This window comes from Altererythrobacter sp. GH1-8 (assembly GCF_043702085.1).
Taxonomy (GTDB): Bacteria; Pseudomonadota; Alphaproteobacteria; order Sphingomonadales; family Sphingomonadaceae; genus Erythrobacter.
In genome coordinates this window covers 1561126-1582479 of sequence record NZ_CP171690.1, presented here as the reverse complement: position 1 = coordinate 1582479, position 21354 = coordinate 1561126, and the positions used below count along the sequence as shown (strand labels likewise).

The window sequence follows — 21354 nt, the reverse complement described above, 5'->3', positions numbered from 1 at the left end:
TTTCTATTGATGAAAGCCGGAGGCAGCTTGCGCCCGGCCCGATGAACGATCACTATTGCCCGATGAACGCCGAACCGCAACCTGCCACGGTCGAAGACCCGCAAACATTTACGAACAACTCATCTTACCAGCCAGATCCCGCGATCGCCGAATTGGCCGAGTGGCTAAGCGAAGCGGTCAAACCGGCTGACTTCCCCCAAGCCAAGATCTGCTTCCGCAATCAGCGCGCTGCTGCGTCAGTAGGACTGGATGGGCTTAGCGATGAAGCATGGGTAAGCCACTTTGCGCGGTTTCAGCCGCTGCCCAGCAACTTGCCTGAGCCGCTCGCACTGAAGTATCACGGTCACCAGTTCCGAGTATACAACCCGGAGATTGGCGACGGGCGCGGCTTCCTGTTTGCGCAGATGCGCGAAGGCGGCGATCCGCAGGGCCGACTGCTCGATCTTGGAACCAAGGGGTCAGGGACGACCCCTTACAGCCGAACGGCGGATGGGCGGCTGACGTTGAAAGGCGGGGTGCGCGAAATTCTCGCAACGGAGATGCTGGAGGCGCTTGGCGTCAACACCTCCAAGACCTTGTCGATCATCGAAACCGGCGAGGAACTGTGGCGCAATGATGAGCCTTCTCCTGCGCGATCCTCAGTCATGGTACGGCTCAGCCATTCGCATATCCGGATCGGAACATTTCAAAGGCTGCTTGCGCTGGAGCAACAGGACGAGATGGAACAGCTCGTCGATTACTGCCTCAAGCAGTTTCCGGGGCCCCAGCCTCCCAAAGACGCTCCTGATCGCGATAATCCTGCAGTGATCCTACTGCATCAGGTGGTTGAGCGCTTGGCAGATCTGGCTGCAAGCTACATGGTCGCAGGCTTCGTCCATGGCGTGCTCAATACCGACAACATGAACATCACAGGCGAGAGTTTTGACTACGGACCATGGCGTTTCCTGCCGACCTGGGATCCCGGGTTTACCGCAGCTTACTTCGACCAGCAGGGACTTTATGCGTTTGGCCGCCAGCCAGAAGCGCTGCACTGGAATTGCGGCCAGTTGGCGGTTGCCTTGCGAATGCTGGCCGACAGCGAGCCGCTGCTGGGTGCGATGAACCGGTTTGGACCGCTCTATATGGCAGCGGTCGGCCGCAGGTGGTGTTGGCGTTTGGGAGTCCATCCGCGAGACGAGGAGAGTAATGCTGCGCTCGTTGCAGCTTGCGAGAAGGCCTTGCGCGACGATGGCTGGCAGCCGGATGGATTCTTCCACCATCACCGCGGCGGGAGAAATGCGCAAGGGACGCTGGCAGAAGCGCTCGCCGGATATGAAGCAACTGACACAAGCCACGAATATTGGAACGAAGACAGCGTGCAATCCATGCTTATCGACGAAGTAGAAAGCATTTGGGACGCGATTGCCGAACGCGATGACTGGTCACCGCTAGAAGTCAAGATCGCTGCGATCAGACGGATGGGAGAAGCCCACGGACCCGCCCCTGTGCCTCAAGGACACCTGGCCTAGGGTTAGGACCTATTCATCGCTAGACCTCCACCCGCAGGGCTTTGCCCGAAGAGGTTTTCGTTTTGAAATTAGATGGAATTCCCTCAGTTTCGTCGCAAGCCTCGACAAATTGGCGGATTGCCCATGTTGGCTTGTAGCCAGCTCGACAGAGCCGCAGACTGATGTAATTTGCTTTTAATTCGGCGCGATGCGTCCTAACGCGCTGAGCAAGATAACGTATTACCTTTTTTGCATGTCGGAAGCTTTATTGCTCACAAAGGCTTTTCGCTTACCGAGCATTATCAAGGTAACCCAAAAACGGCGAGGGAGTGACCATTACACAGCTTGTTTCGCACGAACCGGCGACGGGCAAGGAACTGTGGCATGGCAGCGTCAGCGATATTGACGCCTGTGCCAGACGCGCGCGCCGTGCGTGGCCCAAATGGGCTGCGATGCCTCTGACTGACCGAATTGAGAAACTGAGAAGGTTTGCCAATCAGGTACGTGACGACGCCGAAAAATTTGCACGCCTGATTGCCAAAGAGACGGGCAAACCTTTGTGGGAGGCTCGAACTGAAGTCGATGCGGTGATTGGCAAAGTTGAGATTTCGGTTACCGCCTATGCTGAACGAACTGGCAAGAAGAAGCTCGACAGTGCCGCGCAGGGTACAGCCGCCGTCAGGCACAAGCCTCACGGGGTCATGGCGGTACTGGGACCATACAACTTCCCCGCGCACTTGCCGAACGGGCATATCGTCCCCGCGCTGATTGCGGGCAATTGCGTGATCTTCAAACCGAGTGAGAAGACGCCAGCAGTCGGCGAATTTCTCGTCGCTTGCTATCATAAGGCTGGCATTCCTGAAGATGTCGTTCAACTCGCTCTTGGTGAAGTGGAAGAAGGCAAGGCGCTTGTTGCGCACCGCGAAGTGGACGGTGTGCTTTTTACCGGATCAGTCCAGGCTGGAATCGCCATAAACCGGGCGCTGGCGAAAAACCCGGGCAAGATTGTCGCGCTGGAGATGGGCGGCAACAATCCCCTTGTCATGCTTCACACGCCGCGCATGGATGATGCCTCGGCGTTGATTGTCCAATCCGCTTTTACGACCGCTGGGCAGCGTTGCACAGCGGCGCGCCGCTTGATCGTTCTGGAGAGCGTGTTCGAGCCGCTAATGGAAGTCCTGCTCCCAACCGTCCGGCGGCTCTTGGTGGACGAACCCTTTGCTGATCCTGCTCCCTTTATGGGTCCGGTCATTGACAACACTTCTGCGCAAAGGCTGGCAGAGAGCTTTTTGTACCTCATGACTGAAGGCGGGAAGCCACTGGAACACTTGCGCCGGCCTGATGAAAGCAAGCCTTTCCTCACGCCGGGCGTTATCGACGTAACTGAAATGAAGAGCCGTCCTGATGTGGAGCTCTTCGGACCGTTGCTGCAAGTCATCCGAGTCCCGGATTTTGATGCTGCCATCAAGGAAGCGAACAACACCCGTTTTGGCCTGTCAGCCTCGCTGATCGGCGGCGATGCGCAGGATTACAACCGGTTCTGGGCCAATACCCGGGCCGGTATCATCAACTGGAACCGCCCAACCAACGGAGCATCGTCAGCCGCGCCTTTCGGAGGGATTGGGTTATCCGGCAATCATCGCCCCGCCGCGTATTACGCAGCGGATTACTGTGCTTACCCTGTCGCGAGCACTGAGATCGATGAACCGCGTGCTACGCTAGGCATCGGTCTGAGTGAGGCCGAATAGGTTCCTCGCTTGTCCACAACGAAAAGGTGCCCCCTGTCAATCGACAGGGAGCACCCCCACAGCTCTCTCGCTTGAGAACCATGCCCGGGTCATTGGTGGGATGACCCAAGATCGTAAATAGCGGTTGGAGGCACGCTCTCTGTTTCGTGCCTCCGAAACGGTAAGCTTAGCGGCACCGTGAATTGCTGCGATCGATCGCACGGCCAAGAATAGCGCCGCCGGCAGCTCCCAGAATCGCTCCCAACGTCTTGTCGCCTCGGCCTGCCAATTCGTTGCCTGCCAGCGCGCCGACCCCTGCACCGATCAACAAGCCAGTCGTACCATTTTCCTTCCGGCAGTAATACCGTCCGTCGCGCCCGCGCCAAACGCGCGTGTCACGGTAAACTGGTTCGCCATGGTAGCGGTCACGACCGTAGTAGCGGTCGTCATAGTCACGGTCCTTCCACTTCTTGCGCTTGTGCTCATAGGTCATATCGCCAAGCACAGAAGCAGTGGAGACCTGACTGGCAGGCGACGCAAAGTCGACAGCTGCTGCAGGCGCAGCAATTGAAAGCGTTGCAGTCGCGCCGAGCGCGAGAACAACCTGTTTTGCTTGTGTGAACGGCATTGTCGTAGTCCTCTTCTCACTCAATCGGCGGATCGGGGAATACCTCCGCTTCATCAGTTCGTTCAGATATAAACCTATCAACCTGAATGAATTGCAACACATCCGTCAGGTTTGTTCATGTTCGACAAGTCGTGCATGAATAGCCGACGAATTGAGTGATTGACGCACCTTAGCCGTCGCCTTAGCGGGCTGATAATGGGAGCAGCCGCAGAAAACGCGCAGGAAACAAGCGGTCTCCCGGCTGCAATTGGCGCGTACCTGCTGTGGGGTTTCTTGCCCCTCTATCTCTTGCTGGTACGCGAAGTCCCAGCGTTCGAATTTGTCGGTTGGCGGATCATCTGGACAGTTCCAATCTGCCTCGTGCTGATCGCGCTGCGTCGTCAGTGGCCGCAAGTGAAGGCCGCGATTGCGGATCGGCAGACGTTGGGTTGGCTGTTTGTTAGCGCGGCTTTGATTGGCGCAAACTGGCTGACTTACATTTGGGCGATTCAGGCGAATTATGTCTACGCCGCTAGCATGGGCTATTATTTGAACCCGATGCTCAACGTGTTGCTGGGCACAGTCTTCCTTGGTGAAAAGCTGTCGCGTCGGCAATGGGTCGCAGTCGCCATCGCAAGCGCTTCCATCGCATCGCTACTGTTCGGCGCACTATCGACCTTGTGGATCAGTTTGTCGCTGGCTGGAACTTTCGGCTTTTACGGTCTGGTGCGCAAGCAAACCCCGGTCGGCGCAGTCCCTGGCCTGACAATCGAATCGATCCTCCTGCTGCTCCCGTCGTTCGCGATCGTGTGGTGGTATGCGAGCAGCCCTGCTGGCGCGAGCTTCGGCAAGGATGCTGAACTCAGCGCGCTCATCATGCTGGGCGGGATCGTTACAGCGGTTCCGCTGTTGTTGTTTGCAATTGCCGCGCGCAAGCTGCCTTATTCAACGCTCGGCTTCATCCAGTTCCTTGCGCCGACCATCGTCTTCTTCCTTGGGCTGACCGTGTTCGAGGAAAAACTTGAGCTGGCTGAGCTTGGCGCGTTCATCTTGATCTGGATCGCGATCGCGATCTTTGTGAGCGACCTGTTCGGCAAGCGCTCAGCGCCCGAGGAAACCTAATCAACCAGCTTCCAGTCAAGTGTCTCGCCTGCGTGGAACGGAACGATGTCCTCGCCAGCTGCCGTCAGCATATCCGGGACCTTATGCGGCTCTCGTTTCAGCGTAACAGTCGCCTTGTTGATAGGCAGCTTGTAGAAAGCAGGGCCATTGAGCGAAGCAAAGCCTTCAAAATGCTCCAGAGCGTCTTCTTCCTCGAACACCGCTAGATAGCTCTCGAGCGCGAACGGTGCGTTGAAGATACCAGCACAACCGCAAGCGCTTTCCTTCGCATGGCGGGGGTGTGGCGCGCTGTCAGTGCCAAGGAAGAACTTCGGACTGCCTGACGTCGCGGCCTTGCGCAGCGCGAGCCGGTGCTGCTCGCGCTTGGCCACCGGCAGGCAATAGGCGTGCGGACGAATACCGCCGACCAGCATCGCGTTGCGGTTGATGTGCAAGTGCTGCGGTGTGATCGTCGCTGCAACATTGGGCCCGCATTCCAGCACGAAATCGACCGCTTCGCTGGTCGTAATATGCTCGAACACCACGCGCAGCTTCGAAAAGTCGCGCACAATCCGGCGCAAATGCCGTTCGATGAATTCAGCTTCGCGGTCGAAAATGTCGATATGGCTTTCTGTCACTTCGCCATGGATGCACAGGACAATGTCTTCTGATTCCATCCGCGCGAACACCGGGTCGAGCCTTGCCATGTCGGATACGCCGAAAGCCGAGTTGGTCGTCGCATTGGCGGGATAGAGCTTGGCTGCGGTAAAAATCCCTTCGGCTGCACCGCGAGCGAGATCATCCGGATCCGTGTCATCGGTCAGATAGCAAGTCATCAGCGGCATGAAATCGATGCCGTCTGGCACCGCTGAGAGGATTCGCTCGCGGTAGGCAGCTGCACTGGCGCTGTCTGTCACCGGCGGCGTCAGGTTCGGCATCACGATCGCGCGGGCAAACTGGCGAGCGGTAAACGGGACGACATCACGCATCATATCGCCATCGCGAAAGTGTAAATGCCAGTCGTCGGGGCGGCGAATTGTCAGCGTCTCAGCCATGCATTGCGAGATAGTCCGGTGCGCGTGCACTTTCCAGCCCCCGCGATGCGCATTAGGCGCTTATCCCATGACGCGAATCGGATTTCTCGCTTGCGAAGGCACTCTTCCCGGCTCTGCACGAAGGCGCGAAGACGCTTACGAACACGACCTCTATATTGGAGCGCTCGAGCCGGCGTTGAGAGATGCCGGGCACGAGCTCGAGGTGATCGACTGGGAATCGCCGCTCGAAGCATTCGCCCGGATTGGGCTAATCCTCCTCGGCACGGTGTGGGATTATCAGGACAAGGAAGCCGCCTTCCTCGCCAAGCTTGATGCGCTGGAAGCAAGCGGGGCGATCCTGTGCAATGGCGCTGATGTAGTCCGCTGGAACATCGACAAACGCTATCTGGCTGAAATGGCAGAGCGCGGGGTACCGACCGTGCCGACGCTATGGGTCGAGGAAGCGACAGCGGAGGACGTGGAGCGAGCCCGCCGCCAGTTTGCAAGCGAGCAGATCGTCGCAAAGCGCCAAGTCGGCGCCGGCGCGGAAGGACAATTCCTGTTCGGACCAGACAATCCAGTGCCCGATGGCTGGAAGAGCCCGCGTCCGATGATGCTGCAGCCATTCCTGCCTGCGATCCAGAGCGAAGGCGAATATTCCTTCATCTTCATCGACGGCGCACCAAGCCACGTGCTGAACAAGCGCGCGGCGGTTGGCGATTATCGCATCCAGTCGCTGTATGGCGGTACAGAAGTCGCAGCCGATCCGACACAAGACGATATCACCGCTGCTCAGTACGCCTATGATAGCCTGCCCTTCCCCTCCCCGCTCTATGCCCGGATCGACATGGTGCGTGGCCCCGAAGGCAATCTGTTGCTGATCGAGGCAGAGCTGATCGAACCTTATCTCTATCCCGAGCAAGGACCTGAGCTTGGTGTGCGCCTTGCCAATGGCATCGCCAAACGACTTGAAGCACAGGCGAACAGCACCACTTAATGGCCATGCCAGCAACTCGCCTTTCGAACCGCTCGGTCATCCGTCTTTCCCCCCGGGAAACGGAGGAGAACATTGCAGCCTTCCTGCAAGGCCTGGTCACCAATGACGTGAGCGGAGAAATGCCGGTCTATGCGGCGCTGCTCAGCGCGCAGGGCAAGGCGATGTTCGATTTCCTCGTATGGCGCGATCCTTTGACAGGCTCAGGGCGAGCGGGTGACATCCTGATCGACTGCGAAGCATCGGTCGCGCCCGATCTCGTCAAGCGCCTCTCGCTCTATCGCCTTCGCCGCGCAATCGACATTGCCGTGGATGACACGCTGGCAGTGTACTGGTCGACCGAGCCGCATGACGGTGCGGTGCGTGATCCCCGCTTGGCGGAGCTAGGCTATCGCTGGATTGCTTCAGCGAGCGACGATGGAGGCGCGGCTGATGACATGTGGCTCACTCACCGGGTTTTGCTGGGTGTTCCTGAAGGTCAGGCGGAACTTGCCGACATCCTGTGGCTTGAGACCAATGCGATCGAACTCAACGGGGTGAGTTTCAGCAAGGGCTGCTATGTCGGGCAAGAGAACACCGCGCGCATGAACTGGCGGCAGAAGGTCAACCGGCGTCTAGTCGTGGTCCCGTTGGAACAGTCGGACGAAAAGCGCCGCAAAGCCGCTTATCCTGATCTTGGTCTCGCGGTTGATCATTTGCGGGTCGATTCGCTCGATCCGGAGAATCTTCCCAGCTGGCAGAAAAGTGCAATCAGCCCGGCTGATTGATCAACGCCAGCGAACGCTCCAGCATGACAAGCGCACGGTCGCGTGCGGCCGCTTCCGGCAGACCGAGCGAGCGCGCAAGCGCCTTGCCAATGAGGGCATCACCCATCGCCAGTAATACCAGCGCGAGCGTCTCTTCGTGGACGTGCGTGACCTTGCCATGCGCCGCTGCCTCATTGGGCGCGATTTCATCAACCAGCTGGTGAATGGTTTCAACGATCGGGCTGAGCGCATCTTCATTGCCGGTCAGGATCATCCAGCTGGCGAGCGCACCTGCGCCCTCCTTATCGAAGGCATCAAACGCCAGATCCACCACTTCGCGAGGTGAGCCGAGCCCTGCTCTGCTCGCCTGAACCGCTTCCTTGATAGTCTCGCAGACCGTTTCCGCCAGGTGCCTTGCCAGTTCCTTTTGCAAGCCCGCCGCCGAGCCAAAATGATGCAGCAGGTTTGCATGGGTACGCCCGACCCTGGCAGACACTGCCTTCAAGGTTACCGCTTGGGGCCCTGCTTCAATCAGGAGCCCGCGTGCAGCCTCCAGTGCGGTCTTGCGCGATTCCTCCGGTGATAGGCGTTTGCGACTGGCCATGTTCTAGTTCTTCCCGTCCCCATCGCGAGAGCATGCCTCGCGCTTAGACTGATAAAGGGCATCCGCAGGCGGGACAAGTCAACCAAGCGGTTCAACGCACTATTGACATTAATGTCAGTAGCCTCTACTGACACAGATGTAAGTAGTAAAAATCCGGAGTTTCAGCAACCATGAACGCCCCTGCCTCCTTCGATCTTGAAGCGACGAAAAAGGGTCCCACCCCTGCTGACCTTGAGATTACCGTGCGCGACGAACGATTCGCCCGCGGCATCGAGGCCCGCCGGTGGTGGCTTAATGGCGATCCTGTTGCGACCGCCTGGATGAACGCTCTGTCGGCAACCTTCCCGCGCGGCGAAGCCTTTTTCATCGAATCCGTGAAGGCCTTCCGCGACGGTGCCGATCCCAAGCTGACCGCAGAAATTCGCGCTTTCGTTCGCCAGGAAATCAATCACACCCGCGAGCATGTCGCGTTCAATCGCATGGCCGCTGACGCAGGCTATGACATTGACGCGATCGACAAGCGGGTTGAAGCCTTGCTGGCAGAGCTCAAGGATCGCCCGGTTATCCTGAACCTCGCCGCAACCATGGCGCTCGAACACTTCACGGCCATGCTGGGCCACGAACTGCTGAAGAACCCCAAATATCTCGAGGGCGCTGACGGCGATCTTGGCGAATTGTGGAAGTGGCATTCGGCCGAAGAGATAGAGCACAAGGGTGTCGCCTACGACACCTGGCTTCACGCGACCCGCGACTGGAGCCGCTTCAAACGCTGGAAGGTCAAGAGCCTGATGATGATGCTCGTCACCGTACGGTTCATCAAGCATCGTAGCGAAGACACGATGGATCTTCTTCGTCAGGATGGCCTTACCGGCTGGAAATGGCGATTGGCGCTGGCGAAGTATCTCCTTGTCAGCCCTGGCTTCCTGCGCAGGATTGTCCCCGGCTGGCTCGCATACTTCATGCCAGGCTTCCATCCGTGGAATGAAGACGATCGCGAGCTGATCCAGCTGTACGAAGGCGATTTCGAAGACGCATTGCTCCAGCCAGCTGAATAAGCCGCCTCTCTGGCCCCAAATACAAAAAGCCCCGGCTCCGCGAAGGAACCGGGGCTTCTCTTTGCGCCGCCTTGAGTTGGGGGAGAGGGTCAGGCGGCACTGCGCCAATCCGCTGCCTCAGCAGTCAGATCGAGCGAATATTCCGCAGTCGGGGCTTCCTCGCCCCGTCCGCAACTATGGCGATTTACGATCCGGCCAGTGGGCACAAACCCGAGCTTGGTCAGCACTTTGCCTGAGGCAGGGTTATCAAGAAAATGGCTTGCAAACAGGGACTTGTAGCCAAGGGTTGCAGCAATTTCTAGGACGCCGCGCGCCGCTTCGGTGGCATAGCCCTGCCCCCAATGCGGACGCGCAATCCAATAACCCAACTCGACGTCGGTGCCATGTGGATCAATTCCGATACAGCCGACGAGCGCCGCATCGCGCGAGCGTGTGATGAGAAAGCGGGGGTACATAGGATCAACCGGAAGCTCGACAAAGCTGCGGGCGTCTTCGGGCCCATAGGGCCAGGGCGCGCGCGCCAGGTTCCGCACCACGCCTTCATCAGCGATACCCGAATGGACAGCTTGCCAATCCTCGGGCCATATCGGCCGGAGCAGCAGTCTTTGCGTGCAATGGAACATGTTCCTTCTCCTCATCGCCCCGCTGACGCTCCGATAGAGAGCCTGCGTGACACATTCATTGCGGCGAATGCAGATACGCCAGAAACAGAGGGAGAAACGACAAGAGGGAGACAGGTCGGCCCTATCTCCCTCTTTGGTTGTCGGTGGTTGTTCCGACTAGGACCGTCCTGCTTGGACGATCCCTTTATCGAACCGTCCGGTTATTCAGCTGCCTCGGCAAGCATGTCGACTGACACGTATTTGCGGCCGAGTTTGCCTTTGTGGAATCGCACCACGCCGTCTTGCAGAGCAAACAGCGTGTGGTCCTTGCCCATGCCCACGTTCGAGCCCGGGTAGAACTTCGTGCCGCGCTGACGCACGATAATGTTGCCAGCGATAACACCTTCGCTGCCAAACTTTTTCACACCGAGGCGACGACCGGCTGAGTCGCGACCGTTACGCGATGAACCGCCTGCTTTTTTATGTGCCATGGTCTGTTACCTCTTACTTCTTGTCAGCCTTGGGCGCTGCCTTCTTGGCAGGTGCCTTCTTTGCTGCCGCTTTCTTGATTGCGGGCTTCTTTTCAGCTGCGGCCTGAGGCGCTGCCTTCTTGGCAGTTGCCGGCTTCGCTTCGGCTTCCGCCGCCTTGGCTTCAGCCTTCTTCGGCGCTGCCTTCTTGGCGCCTTCACCGACATCCGTGATGCGCAGCAGTGTCATCTGCTGGCGGTGACCGTTCTTGCGACGATAATTGTGACGACGGCGCTTCTTGAAGACGATGACCTTTTCGCTCTTTGCCTGAGCGATGATCTCAGCCGAAACGGTTACCTTCGAAGCGTCAGCAATCTTGTCGCCTTCGCCAGCGAGCAGAACGTCGCCCAGCGTCACGGTATCTCCCGCTTCACCAGCGAGCTTTTCGACTGCAATCTTGTCCCCGGCGGCAACCCGGTATTGCTTGCCGCCTGTGCGCACTACTGCGAACATAGTGGTATCACTTTCAATCTTGTGCTGTGCCCCCTCATCCGTCGAAGAGGCGCGACCGACTACCCGCAACAAGCGGTCCGCCGGAAAGAAGGGTGCCGTTAAGGGAAGAGTGGCCTCAAGTCAACGCTAGATCTCGGGTTTTTGCGCCAATCTTCCGGCAGAGGAGAGCAAACGAAAACCCGAGCTGCGAAATGCTGGCCTTCGCATTTGGCTCTGCTATGGTCTGTCTTCAATGGTCGAGCATCAATTCAAGCGAATATTCGTTATAACAACGGTCCTGCTGGCAGTGTCTGCCTGCGCAGCATCAAGCGAACGTTATCCTTCGCTCGCCATTCGGGATGTGGAGCGAATCAGCGGCGTCTTCGAACCCGTCGAGCCCGGTGGCGAAACGCTCCGCCCGACCACCGCTCCGGCGGGCCAGGCCAATCAGTTGCAGGCTCTTGTCGCGCAGGCGAACAGCGCACACACCGCCTTCATGGCTGCCGTTCCAGCTACACGCGCAGCGATCGATGGGATTGGCGCGAAGGTGCCGGGCGACAAGAGCTGGACTGATGCTCAGGTGGCACTGGCTGAACTCGATTCGCAGCGTAGCATTGCCGCGATTGCCTTGGGCGATCTCGACCTGCTCTACGCCAATGCCAGCGTCGACTTTGCTGAACGCGAGGCGATTTCAGAAGCACGCGAGCAGGTGATCTCATCGATCATCCTTGAAGATACCATCCTGGCAGAACTGAGAGGACGCGCAGACCTATGAACCTTGCTTGCGCCGAGTGCCCGGTCAGAGACAGCGCTGCATGTGCAGTTCTGAACGAACAAGAACGCGATGCGCTTGCGTCGCTTGGGCGCACACGGAAGCTTAAACGCGGCGAATTGCTGTTTGCAGCAGGCGATGAAGATACAGCCTGCGCAACTCTGGTCAGCGGAGCGTTGAAAGTGGTCGCTTACGATATCGACGGCAATGAGCAAATTCTGGCGCTCGTTCATCCGGCTGGATTTATCGGCGAAATGTTCACTCCCTTTGCCAAGCACGATGTTGTGGCGCTCACGGAAAGCCAGCTGTGTACATTCGCGAAGAAAGACATGGAGCGCGCGGTGCTCGATCATCCTGCCCTGGCAGTGGCATTGTTCCGCCGCAGCCAGGAAGACTTGCATTCAGCCCGATCGATGCTTGAGCTGACAGCACGGGCAAGTGCAGAAGCACGGCTCGCTGCCCTGATCCATGATTTTGCCCACGCTGCGAGCACTTCGCCTTGTCATCTCGCCGCGGCTTTCGACTTGCCGCTCACGCGCGGTGAAATGGCGAACATGCTGGGCCTCACCATCGAGACCGTCAGCCGCAAACTCGGCGAGCTCGAGGATCTGGGTGCAATCCGCCGAAACGGCAAACGCGGGATCGAACTGGTCGACCCCGCGCTCCTGCAGTCCCTCTCCGGGAAGGATTTGGGCTGAAGCGTAGACTTCAGACGGTTGCGGCTATCATCACCACCGCGAGCCCCCAAAGCACGATCAGGACTGGCAAGATAAGCATTTGAATAGTGGCATCGCGAGCAGTGAGGCGACCAGTGTGCGTCATCACACCTTCGCTGGCAAAGCGGGAAGAGCTCTTCGCGACGCTCTTGTGTTCAGGCTTGAGCCGCGTCCAGATGGTCGGGATCGCAAACCCGGCAACGATAAAGAACGCGAAGATCACCATCGGAATGATGAGACCGGGATTGCCGAAAGCGGTCGCAGTGATCGCAAGAAATCCCAGATAGCAGCCGACTGTGGTTGCATAGAGCGCTCGCGGAAGCTCGAATGTACGATCGACTTCGACCTTACGCTTGATCGGCGCATCGACGATGCGGGCTTTCTGGTCCAGCAGCTCTGTAGAAATCAGTTTGGACATGATGATTACTCCTTCCGTTGAAGCAGTCATGCATTCAGCGCGATTCGCGCACCTTGATATGGATCAAACCGATGTGATTTTTTGAGCTAGTCCCAGCGCGAAAGGTCCGCGTAGTCTTCCTTCCGCGGTTCGATCCAGGCCCATTTCCCGGCACGTTTCTCGCGTTTCCAGAACCATGCCGCGCTCTTCAAATGGTCCATGCAGAAATCGACCGCTTCGATAGCGGGCCTGCGATGCGCTGCGGCGGCAGAGACACATACAATCGGCTCGCCAGGGCGCATTTCACCCACGCGGTGGACCATCAGCAGCCCCATGAGGTCAAACCGTGCGAAGGCCTTGTCCGCGAGCTCTTCCATCCCTGAAAGCGTCATCGGTTCATAATGGCTGAGCTCCAGCGCTTCGACCCCCTCCTCGCCGCGCACTTCGCCGACGAAGGTGCAAACCCCGCCAAGCCCTGGATTGGCATTGGTGAACGGACCGATCAGCGCGCCGGGGATGAACGGCTCTGTCAGCAGGCGGATATCGCGCATGGTTCAGCCCCCCGAGACAGGCGGGAGCAACGCAACTTCATCGCCATCCATGGCATTGAGCGCGGTCTTGTCCGCCAGCACACGCCCAGCGCAGGCCACATTGACCCGATCCAACTGCAATTGCGCCGCGACACTCGGTCCAACCGCTTGTAGCAAGCCCCCCCAATCGAGCGGTGCAGGAAACTCTCGCTCATCTTCGCCTGCTAGATCGCGCAAGGGACCGAGAAAGATCACTGTCACTCCCACAGTTACCCGCCCGTCATCGACATGTGGCGCGGTAGATGCGGGGCCTGGCCACGTTCGGAGATATCAAAGTGATGCCGCTCCGGCTTGATCCGCATCGCCTCATCCAGCGCCGCCTGCAGTTGCCCCTCCGGATCGTCCGAACGCAGCGCCGCACGCAAATCGACCCGCTCTCCCCCGCCTAGACATGGATAAAGCTGCCCGGTTGCGGTTACCCGCAGCCGATTGCAGGCTGCGCAGAAATTGTTCGTGAGCGGCGTGATGAAGCCGAGCTGTCCGCCCGTTTCCGCAACATTGACATAGCGCGCCGGTCCGCCGGTTGAGTGCTCGACATCAGTCAGCACCCAGTGCTCCTCCAGCCTTGCACGCACCTGGCTCAGCGGCAGGTAGTGATCGATACGGTCACCATCGATTTCGCCCAGGGGCATGACTTCGATCAACGTCACGTCGTGTCCCAGCCCATGCGCCCAGGCGATGAGTTCCGCGATCTCATCCTCGTTCACGCCCTTGAGCGCCACTGTATTGAGCTTGACCTTGAGGCCTGCCTGCTTCGCCGCTGCAATCCCTTCAAGCACTTGCGGCAAGCGATCGCGGCGCGACAATTGCTCAAACTTTGCACGGTCAAGCGTGTCCAGCGATATGTTGACGCGGCGCACGCCGGATTTCGCAAGTGCGTCAGCATGGTCAGCCAGTTGAGTCGCATTGGTCGTCAGCGTCAGCTCTTTCAGCCCCGAGCCCACGTGTTTTCCCAGAGCAGCGAACAAATCGCCGATGTCGCGCCGCACCAGCGGCTCTCCGCCGGTAATCCTGATCTTTGTCACTCCGCGCGCGATAATGCCGAGCGACAGCTGGTAGAGTTCTTCGAGCGACAACACTTCCTTACGCGGCAGGAATGTCATCCGCTCTGGCATGCAATAAGCACAGCGCAGATCGCAGCGATCCGTGACGGATAACCTGAGATATGAGATCCGTCGCTGGAACCCGTCGACAAGTGGTCTAGCAGCCTCAGCCGACATCAGAACATCGCGTTTTCGGGTGGAAATCTCAGTCATCGCTAGGGAGATATTGCCCCGTCACGCCGGGCGCATCAACCAGATATGCGAGCAAGCCTTCTGCCGTTTCATCCGATGCCGCGCTGATGACATTGGCTCGCTTGGGCACATATTTGCGCGCGAGGTCCCGCGCCACGGCCCGTCGCCAGTCATCGTGATCCTTGCCCGCGGGAGGCAGATGGATAATCAGCAGCTCAGTCTCGTCATCTTCCAGCACATCACAGGCATCGGGCAGGTGCTCAGTATGGAACACGTTTGAGGCCTCGAGCGGCGCCTGAGGCAGCTCTTCCACCTGAAGAACCGCCAGCGCGCGTGAGGCGTTTTCAGCCGTCACTTGCGCTCCCGGTGCAGCGTGATGCCGATCTTCTCATTCGCCTCGGCAATCGCGAGCTTGACGATCTTGACCGTCACCGCTTCAACACGTGTGTCCTGTACGAACAGCGTCTCGCAAATGTGGTCTGCGACCGCTTCGATCAGTTTGAAGTGCACACCTTCAGGCAGCGCTTCAGAGGCTGCGAACTTCAAATCCATATAGTTCTTGCTCGCTTCAAGCGGCGTGTCCGGCTCGTAGCGATCCTGGACCTTCAGCTTGACCCCGATAGTAATGCGTAGCGGCTGTGGCTTCCCGGTTTCCTCTGAATAGATCCCGGTCAGGACGTCATGTTCGAAGTCAGCGACTTCAAGAATCAGCGAATCACTCATGGAAGTCCCTTAACCCTTATTCGACCAGCGTGCGAAGATCGCTGTGGGAAGCAATCGAGCCCCCTTCCCCGCTTCCCGAACCGCAAGATCGCCATGTTCTATTGTCCCTGGCAGGTCGGCGAAATACTCGGCCAGCAGGCCGCCAAGCGATAGGCTGCTCATCCGCACCGCGTAGACGGTGAGGAACAGAAAGCGACTCTCCCTATCCAGCAGCTGGCGGCAATCCGCGATCAGGCCGGGCAGACCCTCTTCGAGCCGCCAGGTTTCGTTCTTTGGCCCGCGTCCGAATTTGGGCGGATCGAGAATAATCCCGTCATAGCGGTTTCCCCGCCGCACTTCGCGCGCGGTGAACTTAGCAGCATCATCGACCAACCAGCGGATCGGGCGCTCTTCCATGTCGGAAAGCGCCGCGTTCTCACGGGCCTGCGCGACCGACTTTTTCGACGCGTCGACATGGGTTACGCGCCCATATTGGCTAAGCGCCAGTGAGCCGACACCAGTGTAGCCAAACAGGTTCAGCGTTTCCGCATCCTCGCACCCTTCAAGCTGATCACCCATCCACTCCCAAACCGGCGCCATATCGGGGAAGTACTGCAAGTGTCGGAATGGTGTAGGCTGGACCGCAAACCGTACCTCGTTCCACTCAGTCTGCCAGCCAATCTCTGGAACGTCTGGTGAGAGCTGCCAACGCCCCCCGCCATCTTCGTCCGAACCAGGAATGAATTCGCCATCGGCCTGCCAAGCAGGCAGGCGCGGCGACCACATGGCCTGCGGCTCGGGCCGGATGAACTGAAACCCACCAAAGCTTTCCAGCTTTCGCCCATGGCCGGAATCGAGCAGGCGGTAGCCCTCCCAGCCCTCGCCTGCCATCAAGACCGCTTGTTCGCAAAGCTCAGCCATCAGGCAGCGGGGGCGGCGTGCTCCGCCACGAAGCTGCGCACCGCGTCATAGTCGCACGGCAGGCTGGTAAAAGCCTCCTCGCGCGCAAACAGGTCGCCAACGCGCGCCGGTAGCGCAGGACGCGAGCCGGTTGCGCGCTCGACCGCATCGCGGAACTTCGCGGGATGCGCGGTTGCAAGCGTGACGATCGGAACGGCCGTATCGAGCTCACTCGCCCGCGCCGCATGAAGTCCCACCGCCGTGTGCGGATCGATTACTTCGCCGCAGGCTTCGTAAGCCCAGCGCAGAGCAAGCGACATCTCATCGCCATCACAGCGCGCGCTGGTGAACATCGCCGCTGCGCCTTCACGTTGCGCATTGGTAAGCTGCATGGCGCGGTTCCCTTCAAAACCCGCCATCTGCTCGGCGAGAGCGTTGCCGTCGCGGCCACCGACGTCGAATAGCAGCCGCTCGAAATTGGAGCTCACCTGGATGTCCATGCTAGGTGTTGCCGTCGGCGTAACTGTACCAGTCGAATAGTCGCCACTCGTCAGCGCGCGGTGGAGGATGTCGTTGACATTGGTCGCGACGATCAACTGTTCGACCGGCAGGCCCATCCGCGCAGCGACATGGCCCGCGAATACATCGCCAAAATTTCCCGTGGGAACGCTATAGGCGGCTGCACGATGCGGCGCGCCCAGCTGCAGACCGGCAGCGAAGTAATAGACCACCTGCGCCATAAGCCGCGCCCAGTTGATCGAGTTGACCGCGCCGATGTTGAACCGGGTGTTCATTTCCGCATCGTTGAACATGCGCTTCACCATCGCCTGCGCATCGTCAAAGCTGCCATCGATCGCGATGTTGAAGACATTGGGCGCGCGCACCGTCGTCATCTGCCGGCGCTGCACATCACTCACCCGACCTTCCGGGTGGAGCATGAAGATATTGACGCCTTCGCGCCCTGCAACCGCATTGATCGCAGCGCTGCCGGTGTCGCCGCTCGTCGCGCCGACGATGGTGAGGTTGCTGCCGCGCCGCGCGAGAAACGTCTCGAACAGCAGGCCGAGCAATTGCAGCGCCACGTCCTTGAACGCGAGCGTAGGACCGTGGAACAGTTCCAGCAGCCATTGGCGTTGATCGAGCTGGACAAGCGGCGTCACCGCATCATGCGCGAAGCTGGCATAGGCCTGTTCGCACAGATCATGCAGTTCCGCCTCGGTCAGGCTGCCCGCCACAAATGGCGACATCACACGGGTGGCAAGCTCGGCATAAGGCAAGCCCGCCATCGCCGCGATCTCGTCTGCTGCAAATTGCGGCCATTCGCTCGGCACATAGAGCCCGCCGTCGCGGGCGAGGCCCGCGAGCGTCACGCCTTCAAAGTCGAGCGTCGGAGCGCTGCCTCGGGTTGAGATATATTCCATTGCGAAAGGGCGGTTAGCTGGGTGAGAGGGTCAGGGCAAGAAAGGAGCGCTACTGTCGTATCAACCTTCTTCTTCCTTGCGTGCCTTCAAACGGCTCTGGATCGCGAACCAGTAGATGACCAGCGCCGTCAGCGCGAAGAAGAACCACTGTCCGGCATAGGCCAAGTGGTTGTTGGGTAAGTCGCTTGGATCAGGCTTAGCGAGAGGCTGGAGGCCAGCGAGCGGGGGATCGGCTTGCAGACGACCTCCATCTGCTCCTCCAGGAGTGATTATCCCCACGACTACGCCGCCATCGTAATCGGGAAAATCGGGACGGTTGGACCATCCCAATTTTACGTCTGCAGGTCCTCTGCCAGTCATACACCTGACGATCTGAGCGAAGCCAGATCGACCATTCTCGCTGCGGCCAGCGATTGCTTCGCGCGAGAGAACTTCAGTGCATTCAAATGCGGATCGCCTGAATAGGCCTTGATCTCGAATTTGTTGTTGAGTGTATTCGCTTTCCCAACTCCATGGAAAAGGCACTGGTTCAAGCTCGGATGCCGCCTCATACCGAGCAATCAGCTCGGCCTTCTCCTCAGACCGCCCCAATTGCCATATACCCAATGCGACCATGATCGCGACGGCGACCACAACAACTATTGTCGGAATAACGGGAAGCTGGCGCAGGTTCATGAGGCATTGTCGCTATCTGAGTAACGCCGCTCGTACCGCGCGTAGAGAAATATGATCTTGAACAGGCGCAAGCTACCGATGACAATACCAACGTTAACTGGGAGCCACACGATCATTTGCAGGATCAGTGGCGGGCGAAAGCTTTCCTCGATCCACCACGCCATGCCGATCAGCAGCAAGGCGACAATCATGGTCAGCAGGCCGACGAAGCGCCCTCCCCCTTCAAGCTCGCCAAAGTCCAGACCACAACTTGCGCACGCATCGGCGACCTGCGCAGGCGCAGCGAATACCGTTCGCTCGCCACATCGCGGGCACAAACCGAAAAGGGCTGCCTGAGTTAACCCCGGCAGCCCCTTCGTTGTCTCTGAGCTTGCGCTCTCAGTCATCAGTGTACCGGTGCACCCCAACCGCCCCAAACGTAAACGGCGATGAAGAGGAACAGCCATACCACGTCAACGAAGTGCCAGTACCACGCAGCCGCTTCGAAACCGAAGTGCTGGCGCGGTGTGAAGTGGCCCTTGTAAGCACGTCCCAGGCAGACGATCAGGAAGATCGTGCCGACCAGCACGTGGAAGCCGTGGAAGCCGGTCGCCATGTAGAAGGCAGAGCTATAGGTGTTCTGACCGAACACGAATGGTGCGATCGAATACTCGTAAGCCTGGATCGCGCTGAACAGCGCACCCAGAGCAATGGTTGCCCACAGCCCCTGCTTCAGGCCTTCGCGGTCGCCGTGGATCAGTGCATGGTGCGCCCAGGTAACTGTCGTTCCAGAGCAGAGCAGAATCAAGGTGTTCAGAAGGGGCAGCGAAAATGCATCGAGCACTTCCATGCCTTCCGGAACCAGCGTTCCGCCGCTGGTAACGCCTTCGGAGATGAACAGGCTCTCGGTCACCTGTTCAGCCGTTCCCGCAGCGGTCACAACGAGCGCCTCAGGGAACAGAGCGAAGTCGAAGAACGCCCAGAACCAGCCGACAAAGAACATAACTTCCGATGCGATGAACAGGATCATGCCATAGCGCATGTGGAGTTGAACGACAGGCGTGTGATCACCGCCTTCCGCTTCGCGCACGATGTTCGAAAACCAGCTGAAGAAAGTTGCGATCAGGCCAGCAATGCCGAGACCCAGGATCACCGCCCAGCCGGTCATCTCGTGCATGAAGAAAACCATGCCCGTCGTGAAGGTCAGCGCCGAAAGCGAGCCGATCAGCGGCCAGATATCCGGTTCAAGAATGTGATAATCGTGGTTCTTAGTACCAGCCATTGTGAATCCCGTTTGTTTAGGCCCGTTTCCTTGTTGCGGCTGCCTTTAATGTCCCTCGCCGCCGCGGTCCAGAGTGTAATCCCCGTGATTTGAAGTTCACGAACCGGTCTGTGGCTCTGCATCCCTCGCACGGTGAAAAGTGTAGCTCAAGGTGATCTGTTCGACACCCTGCATATTCTCATCTTCAAGCGCCGCAGGGTCGATGAAATAGAGCACAGGCATGTGCACTTCCTCACCCGGCTGCAATGTCTGCTCGGTAAAGCAGAAGCACTGGATCTTGTTGAAATAGATTCCCGCCTGCTCCGGCTCGACATTGAATGTCGCGGTGCCGGTGATCGGAATCGAGGAATTGTTCTTCGCGACATAGGTCGTCATGTCGCGCACGCCGATCTGTACGGTGTCGGTCGGCTGGGACGGACGAAAGGTCCACGGCACATCGCGCGCAATTGACGCATCAAAGCGGATAGAAATGGTTTTGCCCGCTGCCTTGGCCGATGCAATCTGTTCCGCTGCACTCGCTTCGGCTTCGGTCGCCTGCTGCGTCGTCCCGCCAAAGCCTGTGACCCGGCAGAACAGGTCATACAGCGGGACCGCGGCATAGCCCATGCCGAGCATCGCCAGCGCGCCGGCGAACGCGATCATGCCAACTTTCTTGTTCTGGTTTTCAAGACTGGGTGCTGCAGTCGTCATGGCTCAATCCCCCATCCTGACGATGGTGATCATGTAGAAAAGCACAACGAAAAACAGCAGCACACCGCCGAGCACGAGATTGCGGCTCTTCTGGCGGCGACGGAACTCGTTTTCTTCTTCAGGCGTCATGGTGTCACTTCATCATACTTCAAATCAGAGCATAACTGGCCGCATAACGGTCCACCACCAGCGCTGCGAACAAGGCAAACAGGTAGAGAATCGAAAAACCGAACAAGCGCTTCTCAGGGCGCATGGTGTCATTTTCTTGACTTTGCCGGAAGGCAACGGGGAGCGAAAGCGCAAGGAAAGCAAGCGAGAGCGCAAGGCTTGCAACACCGTAGATCACGCCAGTTCCGCCGATGATCCACGGCGCAACCGCGACCGGGATCAGCAGCACTGTGTAAGCGAGGATCTGACGACGCGTTGCCTGCTCGCCTGCTACCACCGGCAGCATGGGGATGCCGACCTTGGCGTAGTCCGTCTTCACGAACAGCGCGAGCGCCCAGAAGTGCGGCGGGGTCCACATAAAGATGATCGCGAACAGGAGTACCGGCATTGCGGTGATCTCGCCCGTCACGGCAATCCAGCCGATCATGGGGGGGAAGGCCCCCGCTCCGCCGCCAATGACAATGTTCTGCGGGGTGCGCGGCTTGAGCCAGATGGTGTAGATCACCGCGTAATAGACGATCGCGATGGCGAGGATGATCGCGGCGAGCCAACCAACCGCCACGCCCATGACGCCGACAGAGGCCGCGCTCAGCAAGATGCCGAAATCGCGGGCGTCAGTCTTAGCCATGCGCTGCGATGGCAAAGGCCGCCTTGATGTGCGCTTCATGCCTGCGTCTATGTCGGCTTCCCACCACTGGTTCAGCGCAGCCGAACCGCCAGCGCCGAGCGCAATACAAAGAATCGCGGTAAAGCCAATTACCGGATGGATCGTGCCGGGCGCCGCCAACAGTCCGCAAATGCCGGTAAAAATCACCAACGTCATGACACGCGGCTTCGTCAGCGCGAAGAAATCGCGCCAATCGGCAGGCATAGTGACAATTGCAGGCTGGTTCATCGTATCGGTACTCAT

28 protein-coding genes are annotated in these 21354 nt (G+C 58.8%); 8 read left to right on the top strand and 20 right to left on the bottom strand.

Going from position 1 to position 21354, the window contains the following annotated elements; all coding sequences use genetic code 11:
* Nucleotides 1-62: 62 nt before the first annotated feature.
* Both ACG9DO_RS07725 and astD read left to right on the top strand, forming a co-directional pair.
* Nucleotides 63-1508, top strand: coding sequence for a protein adenylyltransferase SelO family protein (locus ACG9DO_RS07725; RefSeq protein WP_394731228.1), 1446 nt, complete (start codon nucleotides 63-65; stop codon nucleotides 1506-1508).
* 308 nt (nucleotides 1509-1816) lie between these two features.
* A complete protein-coding gene (astD, locus tag ACG9DO_RS07720; RefSeq protein WP_394726789.1) occupies nucleotides 1817-3235 on the top strand; it encodes a succinylglutamate-semialdehyde dehydrogenase in 1419 nt (472 codons plus the stop codon).
* A gap of 166 nt (nucleotides 3236-3401) precedes the next feature.
* Here astD and ACG9DO_RS07715 read toward each other — a convergent pair whose 3' ends face one another.
* Entirely contained in the window at nucleotides 3402-3842 is a 441-nt protein-coding gene (locus tag ACG9DO_RS07715; protein ID WP_394731152.1) for a glycine zipper 2TM domain-containing protein, read from the bottom strand.
* 195 nt (nucleotides 3843-4037) lie between these two features.
* On the opposite strand from ACG9DO_RS07715, the gene rarD reads away from it, so the two are divergent.
* A complete protein-coding gene (gene rarD, locus ACG9DO_RS07710; protein WP_394731151.1) occupies nucleotides 4038-4943 on the top strand; it encodes an EamA family transporter RarD in 906 nt (301 codons plus the stop codon).
* On the opposite strand, the gene pyrC is transcribed toward rarD, so the two are convergent.
* Nucleotides 4940-5977 (bottom strand): dihydroorotase, encoded by a 1038-nt coding sequence (gene pyrC, locus ACG9DO_RS07705; RefSeq protein WP_394731150.1) that lies wholly within the window; start codon nucleotides 5975-5977, stop codon nucleotides 4940-4942. The two genes, rarD and pyrC, sit on opposite strands and share 4 nt — an antisense overlap.
* Nucleotides 5978-6044: 67 nt before the next feature.
* Between pyrC and ACG9DO_RS07700 the strand changes: the two genes are divergently transcribed.
* Nucleotides 6045-6953: a RimK family alpha-L-glutamate ligase gene (locus ACG9DO_RS07700; RefSeq protein WP_394731148.1), complete on the top strand. Its 909-nt coding sequence runs from the start codon at nucleotides 6045-6047 to the stop codon at nucleotides 6951-6953.
* Nucleotides 6954-6958: 5 nt separating this feature from the next.
* Complete coding sequence (locus ACG9DO_RS07695) at nucleotides 6959-7717, top strand: YgfZ/GcvT domain-containing protein (protein WP_394731147.1); 759 nt, start codon at nucleotides 6959-6961, stop codon at nucleotides 7715-7717.
* On the opposite strand, the gene ACG9DO_RS07690 is transcribed toward ACG9DO_RS07695, so the two are convergent.
* A complete protein-coding gene (locus ACG9DO_RS07690) occupies nucleotides 7701-8300 on the bottom strand; it encodes a TetR/AcrR family transcriptional regulator (protein ID WP_394731145.1) in 600 nt (199 codons plus the stop codon). The genes ACG9DO_RS07695 and ACG9DO_RS07690 overlap by 17 nt on opposite strands.
* Before the next feature lie 170 nt (nucleotides 8301-8470).
* Here ACG9DO_RS07690 and ACG9DO_RS07685 point away from each other — a divergent pair, with 170 nt between their 5' ends.
* Nucleotides 8471-9355, top strand: a complete 885-nt coding sequence (locus ACG9DO_RS07685; RefSeq protein ID WP_394731143.1) for a metal-dependent hydrolase — start codon at nucleotides 8471-8473, stop codon at nucleotides 9353-9355.
* An 89-nt stretch (nucleotides 9356-9444) separates the two neighbouring features.
* On the opposite strand, the gene ACG9DO_RS07680 is transcribed toward ACG9DO_RS07685, so the two are convergent.
* The 3 genes from ACG9DO_RS07680 to rplU form a co-directional block, all read right to left on the bottom strand.
* Nucleotides 9445-9978, bottom strand: a complete 534-nt coding sequence (locus tag ACG9DO_RS07680) for a GNAT family N-acetyltransferase (protein WP_394731142.1) — start codon at nucleotides 9976-9978, stop codon at nucleotides 9445-9447.
* Between the two features lie 200 nt (nucleotides 9979-10178).
* Complete coding sequence (rpmA, locus tag ACG9DO_RS07675) at nucleotides 10179-10448, bottom strand: 50S ribosomal protein L27 (protein ID WP_176272779.1); 270 nt, start codon at nucleotides 10446-10448, stop codon at nucleotides 10179-10181.
* A 13-nt stretch (nucleotides 10449-10461) separates the two neighbouring features.
* Nucleotides 10462-10938 (bottom strand): 50S ribosomal protein L21, encoded by a 477-nt coding sequence (rplU, locus tag ACG9DO_RS07670; RefSeq protein ID WP_394731141.1) that lies wholly within the window; start codon nucleotides 10936-10938, stop codon nucleotides 10462-10464.
* Between the two features lie 232 nt (nucleotides 10939-11170).
* Here rplU and ACG9DO_RS07665 point away from each other — a divergent pair, with 232 nt between their 5' ends.
* Both ACG9DO_RS07665 and ACG9DO_RS07660 read left to right on the top strand, forming a co-directional pair.
* Entirely contained in the window at nucleotides 11171-11692 is a 522-nt protein-coding gene (locus ACG9DO_RS07665) for a hypothetical protein (protein ID WP_394731140.1), read from the top strand.
* A complete protein-coding gene (locus ACG9DO_RS07660) occupies nucleotides 11689-12387 on the top strand; it encodes a Crp/Fnr family transcriptional regulator (protein ID WP_394731139.1) in 699 nt (232 codons plus the stop codon). The genes ACG9DO_RS07665 and ACG9DO_RS07660 overlap by 4 nt, the downstream gene beginning before the upstream one ends.
* Before the next feature lie 10 nt (nucleotides 12388-12397).
* Here the strand turns inward: ACG9DO_RS07660 and ACG9DO_RS07655 are convergent, their stop codons facing one another.
* The 14 genes from ACG9DO_RS07655 to ACG9DO_RS07590 all read right to left on the bottom strand — a co-directional run bounded on the left by ACG9DO_RS07655 (nucleotide 12398) and on the right by ACG9DO_RS07590 (nucleotide 21354).
* A complete protein-coding gene (locus ACG9DO_RS07655) occupies nucleotides 12398-12823 on the bottom strand; it encodes a hypothetical protein (RefSeq protein ID WP_394731137.1) in 426 nt (141 codons plus the stop codon).
* 86 nt (nucleotides 12824-12909) lie between these two features.
* The gene (locus ACG9DO_RS07650; RefSeq protein WP_394731136.1) at nucleotides 12910-13353 is read right to left on the bottom strand and encodes a molybdenum cofactor biosynthesis protein MoaE; all 444 of its coding nucleotides are present in this window, start codon (nucleotides 13351-13353) and stop codon (nucleotides 12910-12912) included.
* A gap of 3 nt (nucleotides 13354-13356) precedes the next feature.
* Nucleotides 13357-13587 (bottom strand): MoaD/ThiS family protein, encoded by a 231-nt coding sequence (locus ACG9DO_RS07645; RefSeq protein ID WP_394731134.1) that lies wholly within the window; start codon nucleotides 13585-13587, stop codon nucleotides 13357-13359.
* Between the two features lie 14 nt (nucleotides 13588-13601).
* Entirely contained in the window at nucleotides 13602-14612 is a 1011-nt protein-coding gene (gene moaA, locus ACG9DO_RS07640; RefSeq protein ID WP_394731227.1) for a GTP 3',8-cyclase MoaA, read from the bottom strand.
* Nucleotides 14613-14640: 28 nt separating this feature from the next.
* Nucleotides 14641-14982 carry a Rossmann fold domain-containing protein gene (locus ACG9DO_RS07635; RefSeq protein WP_394731132.1) on the bottom strand — a complete coding sequence of 114 codons (342 nt, stop codon included), beginning with the start codon at nucleotides 14980-14982 and terminating at the stop codon, nucleotides 14641-14643.
* On the bottom strand, nucleotides 14979-15350 hold the full coding sequence (locus ACG9DO_RS07630) for a dihydroneopterin aldolase (RefSeq protein ID WP_394731131.1): 372 nt from the start codon (nucleotides 15348-15350) through the stop codon (nucleotides 14979-14981). The genes ACG9DO_RS07635 and ACG9DO_RS07630 overlap by 4 nt, the downstream gene beginning before the upstream one ends.
* A 9-nt stretch (nucleotides 15351-15359) precedes the next feature.
* On the bottom strand, nucleotides 15360-16250 hold the full coding sequence (locus ACG9DO_RS07625; protein ID WP_394731129.1) for a class I SAM-dependent methyltransferase: 891 nt from the start codon (nucleotides 16248-16250) through the stop codon (nucleotides 15360-15362).
* Nucleotides 16250-17650, bottom strand: a complete 1401-nt coding sequence (gene thrC / locus ACG9DO_RS07620) for a threonine synthase (RefSeq protein WP_394731127.1) — start codon at nucleotides 17648-17650, stop codon at nucleotides 16250-16252. The genes ACG9DO_RS07625 and thrC overlap by 1 nt, the downstream gene beginning before the upstream one ends.
* Before the next feature lie 60 nt (nucleotides 17651-17710).
* The gene (locus ACG9DO_RS07615; RefSeq protein ID WP_394731125.1) at nucleotides 17711-18325 is read right to left on the bottom strand and encodes an SURF1 family protein; all 615 of its coding nucleotides are present in this window, start codon (nucleotides 18323-18325) and stop codon (nucleotides 17711-17713) included.
* Nucleotides 18322-18711: a DUF983 domain-containing protein gene (locus ACG9DO_RS07610; RefSeq protein ID WP_394731124.1), complete on the bottom strand. Its 390-nt coding sequence runs from the start codon at nucleotides 18709-18711 to the stop codon at nucleotides 18322-18324. Before ACG9DO_RS07610 ends, ACG9DO_RS07615 begins: the two co-directional genes overlap by 4 nt.
* On the bottom strand, nucleotides 18711-19586 hold the full coding sequence (locus tag ACG9DO_RS07605) for a cytochrome c oxidase subunit 3 (RefSeq protein ID WP_394731123.1): 876 nt from the start codon (nucleotides 19584-19586) through the stop codon (nucleotides 18711-18713). Before ACG9DO_RS07605 ends, ACG9DO_RS07610 begins: the two co-directional genes overlap by 1 nt.
* A gap of 96 nt (nucleotides 19587-19682) precedes the next feature.
* Complete coding sequence (locus tag ACG9DO_RS07600; protein ID WP_394731122.1) at nucleotides 19683-20276, bottom strand: cytochrome c oxidase assembly protein; 594 nt, start codon at nucleotides 20274-20276, stop codon at nucleotides 19683-19685.
* A gap of 3 nt (nucleotides 20277-20279) precedes the next feature.
* Nucleotides 20280-20405, bottom strand: a complete 126-nt coding sequence (locus tag ACG9DO_RS07595; protein WP_394731121.1) for a hypothetical protein — start codon at nucleotides 20403-20405, stop codon at nucleotides 20280-20282.
* 19 nt (nucleotides 20406-20424) lie between these two features.
* Nucleotides 20425-21354 carry a heme o synthase gene (locus tag ACG9DO_RS07590; protein ID WP_394731119.1) on the bottom strand — a complete coding sequence of 310 codons (930 nt, stop codon included), beginning with the start codon at nucleotides 21352-21354 and terminating at the stop codon, nucleotides 20425-20427.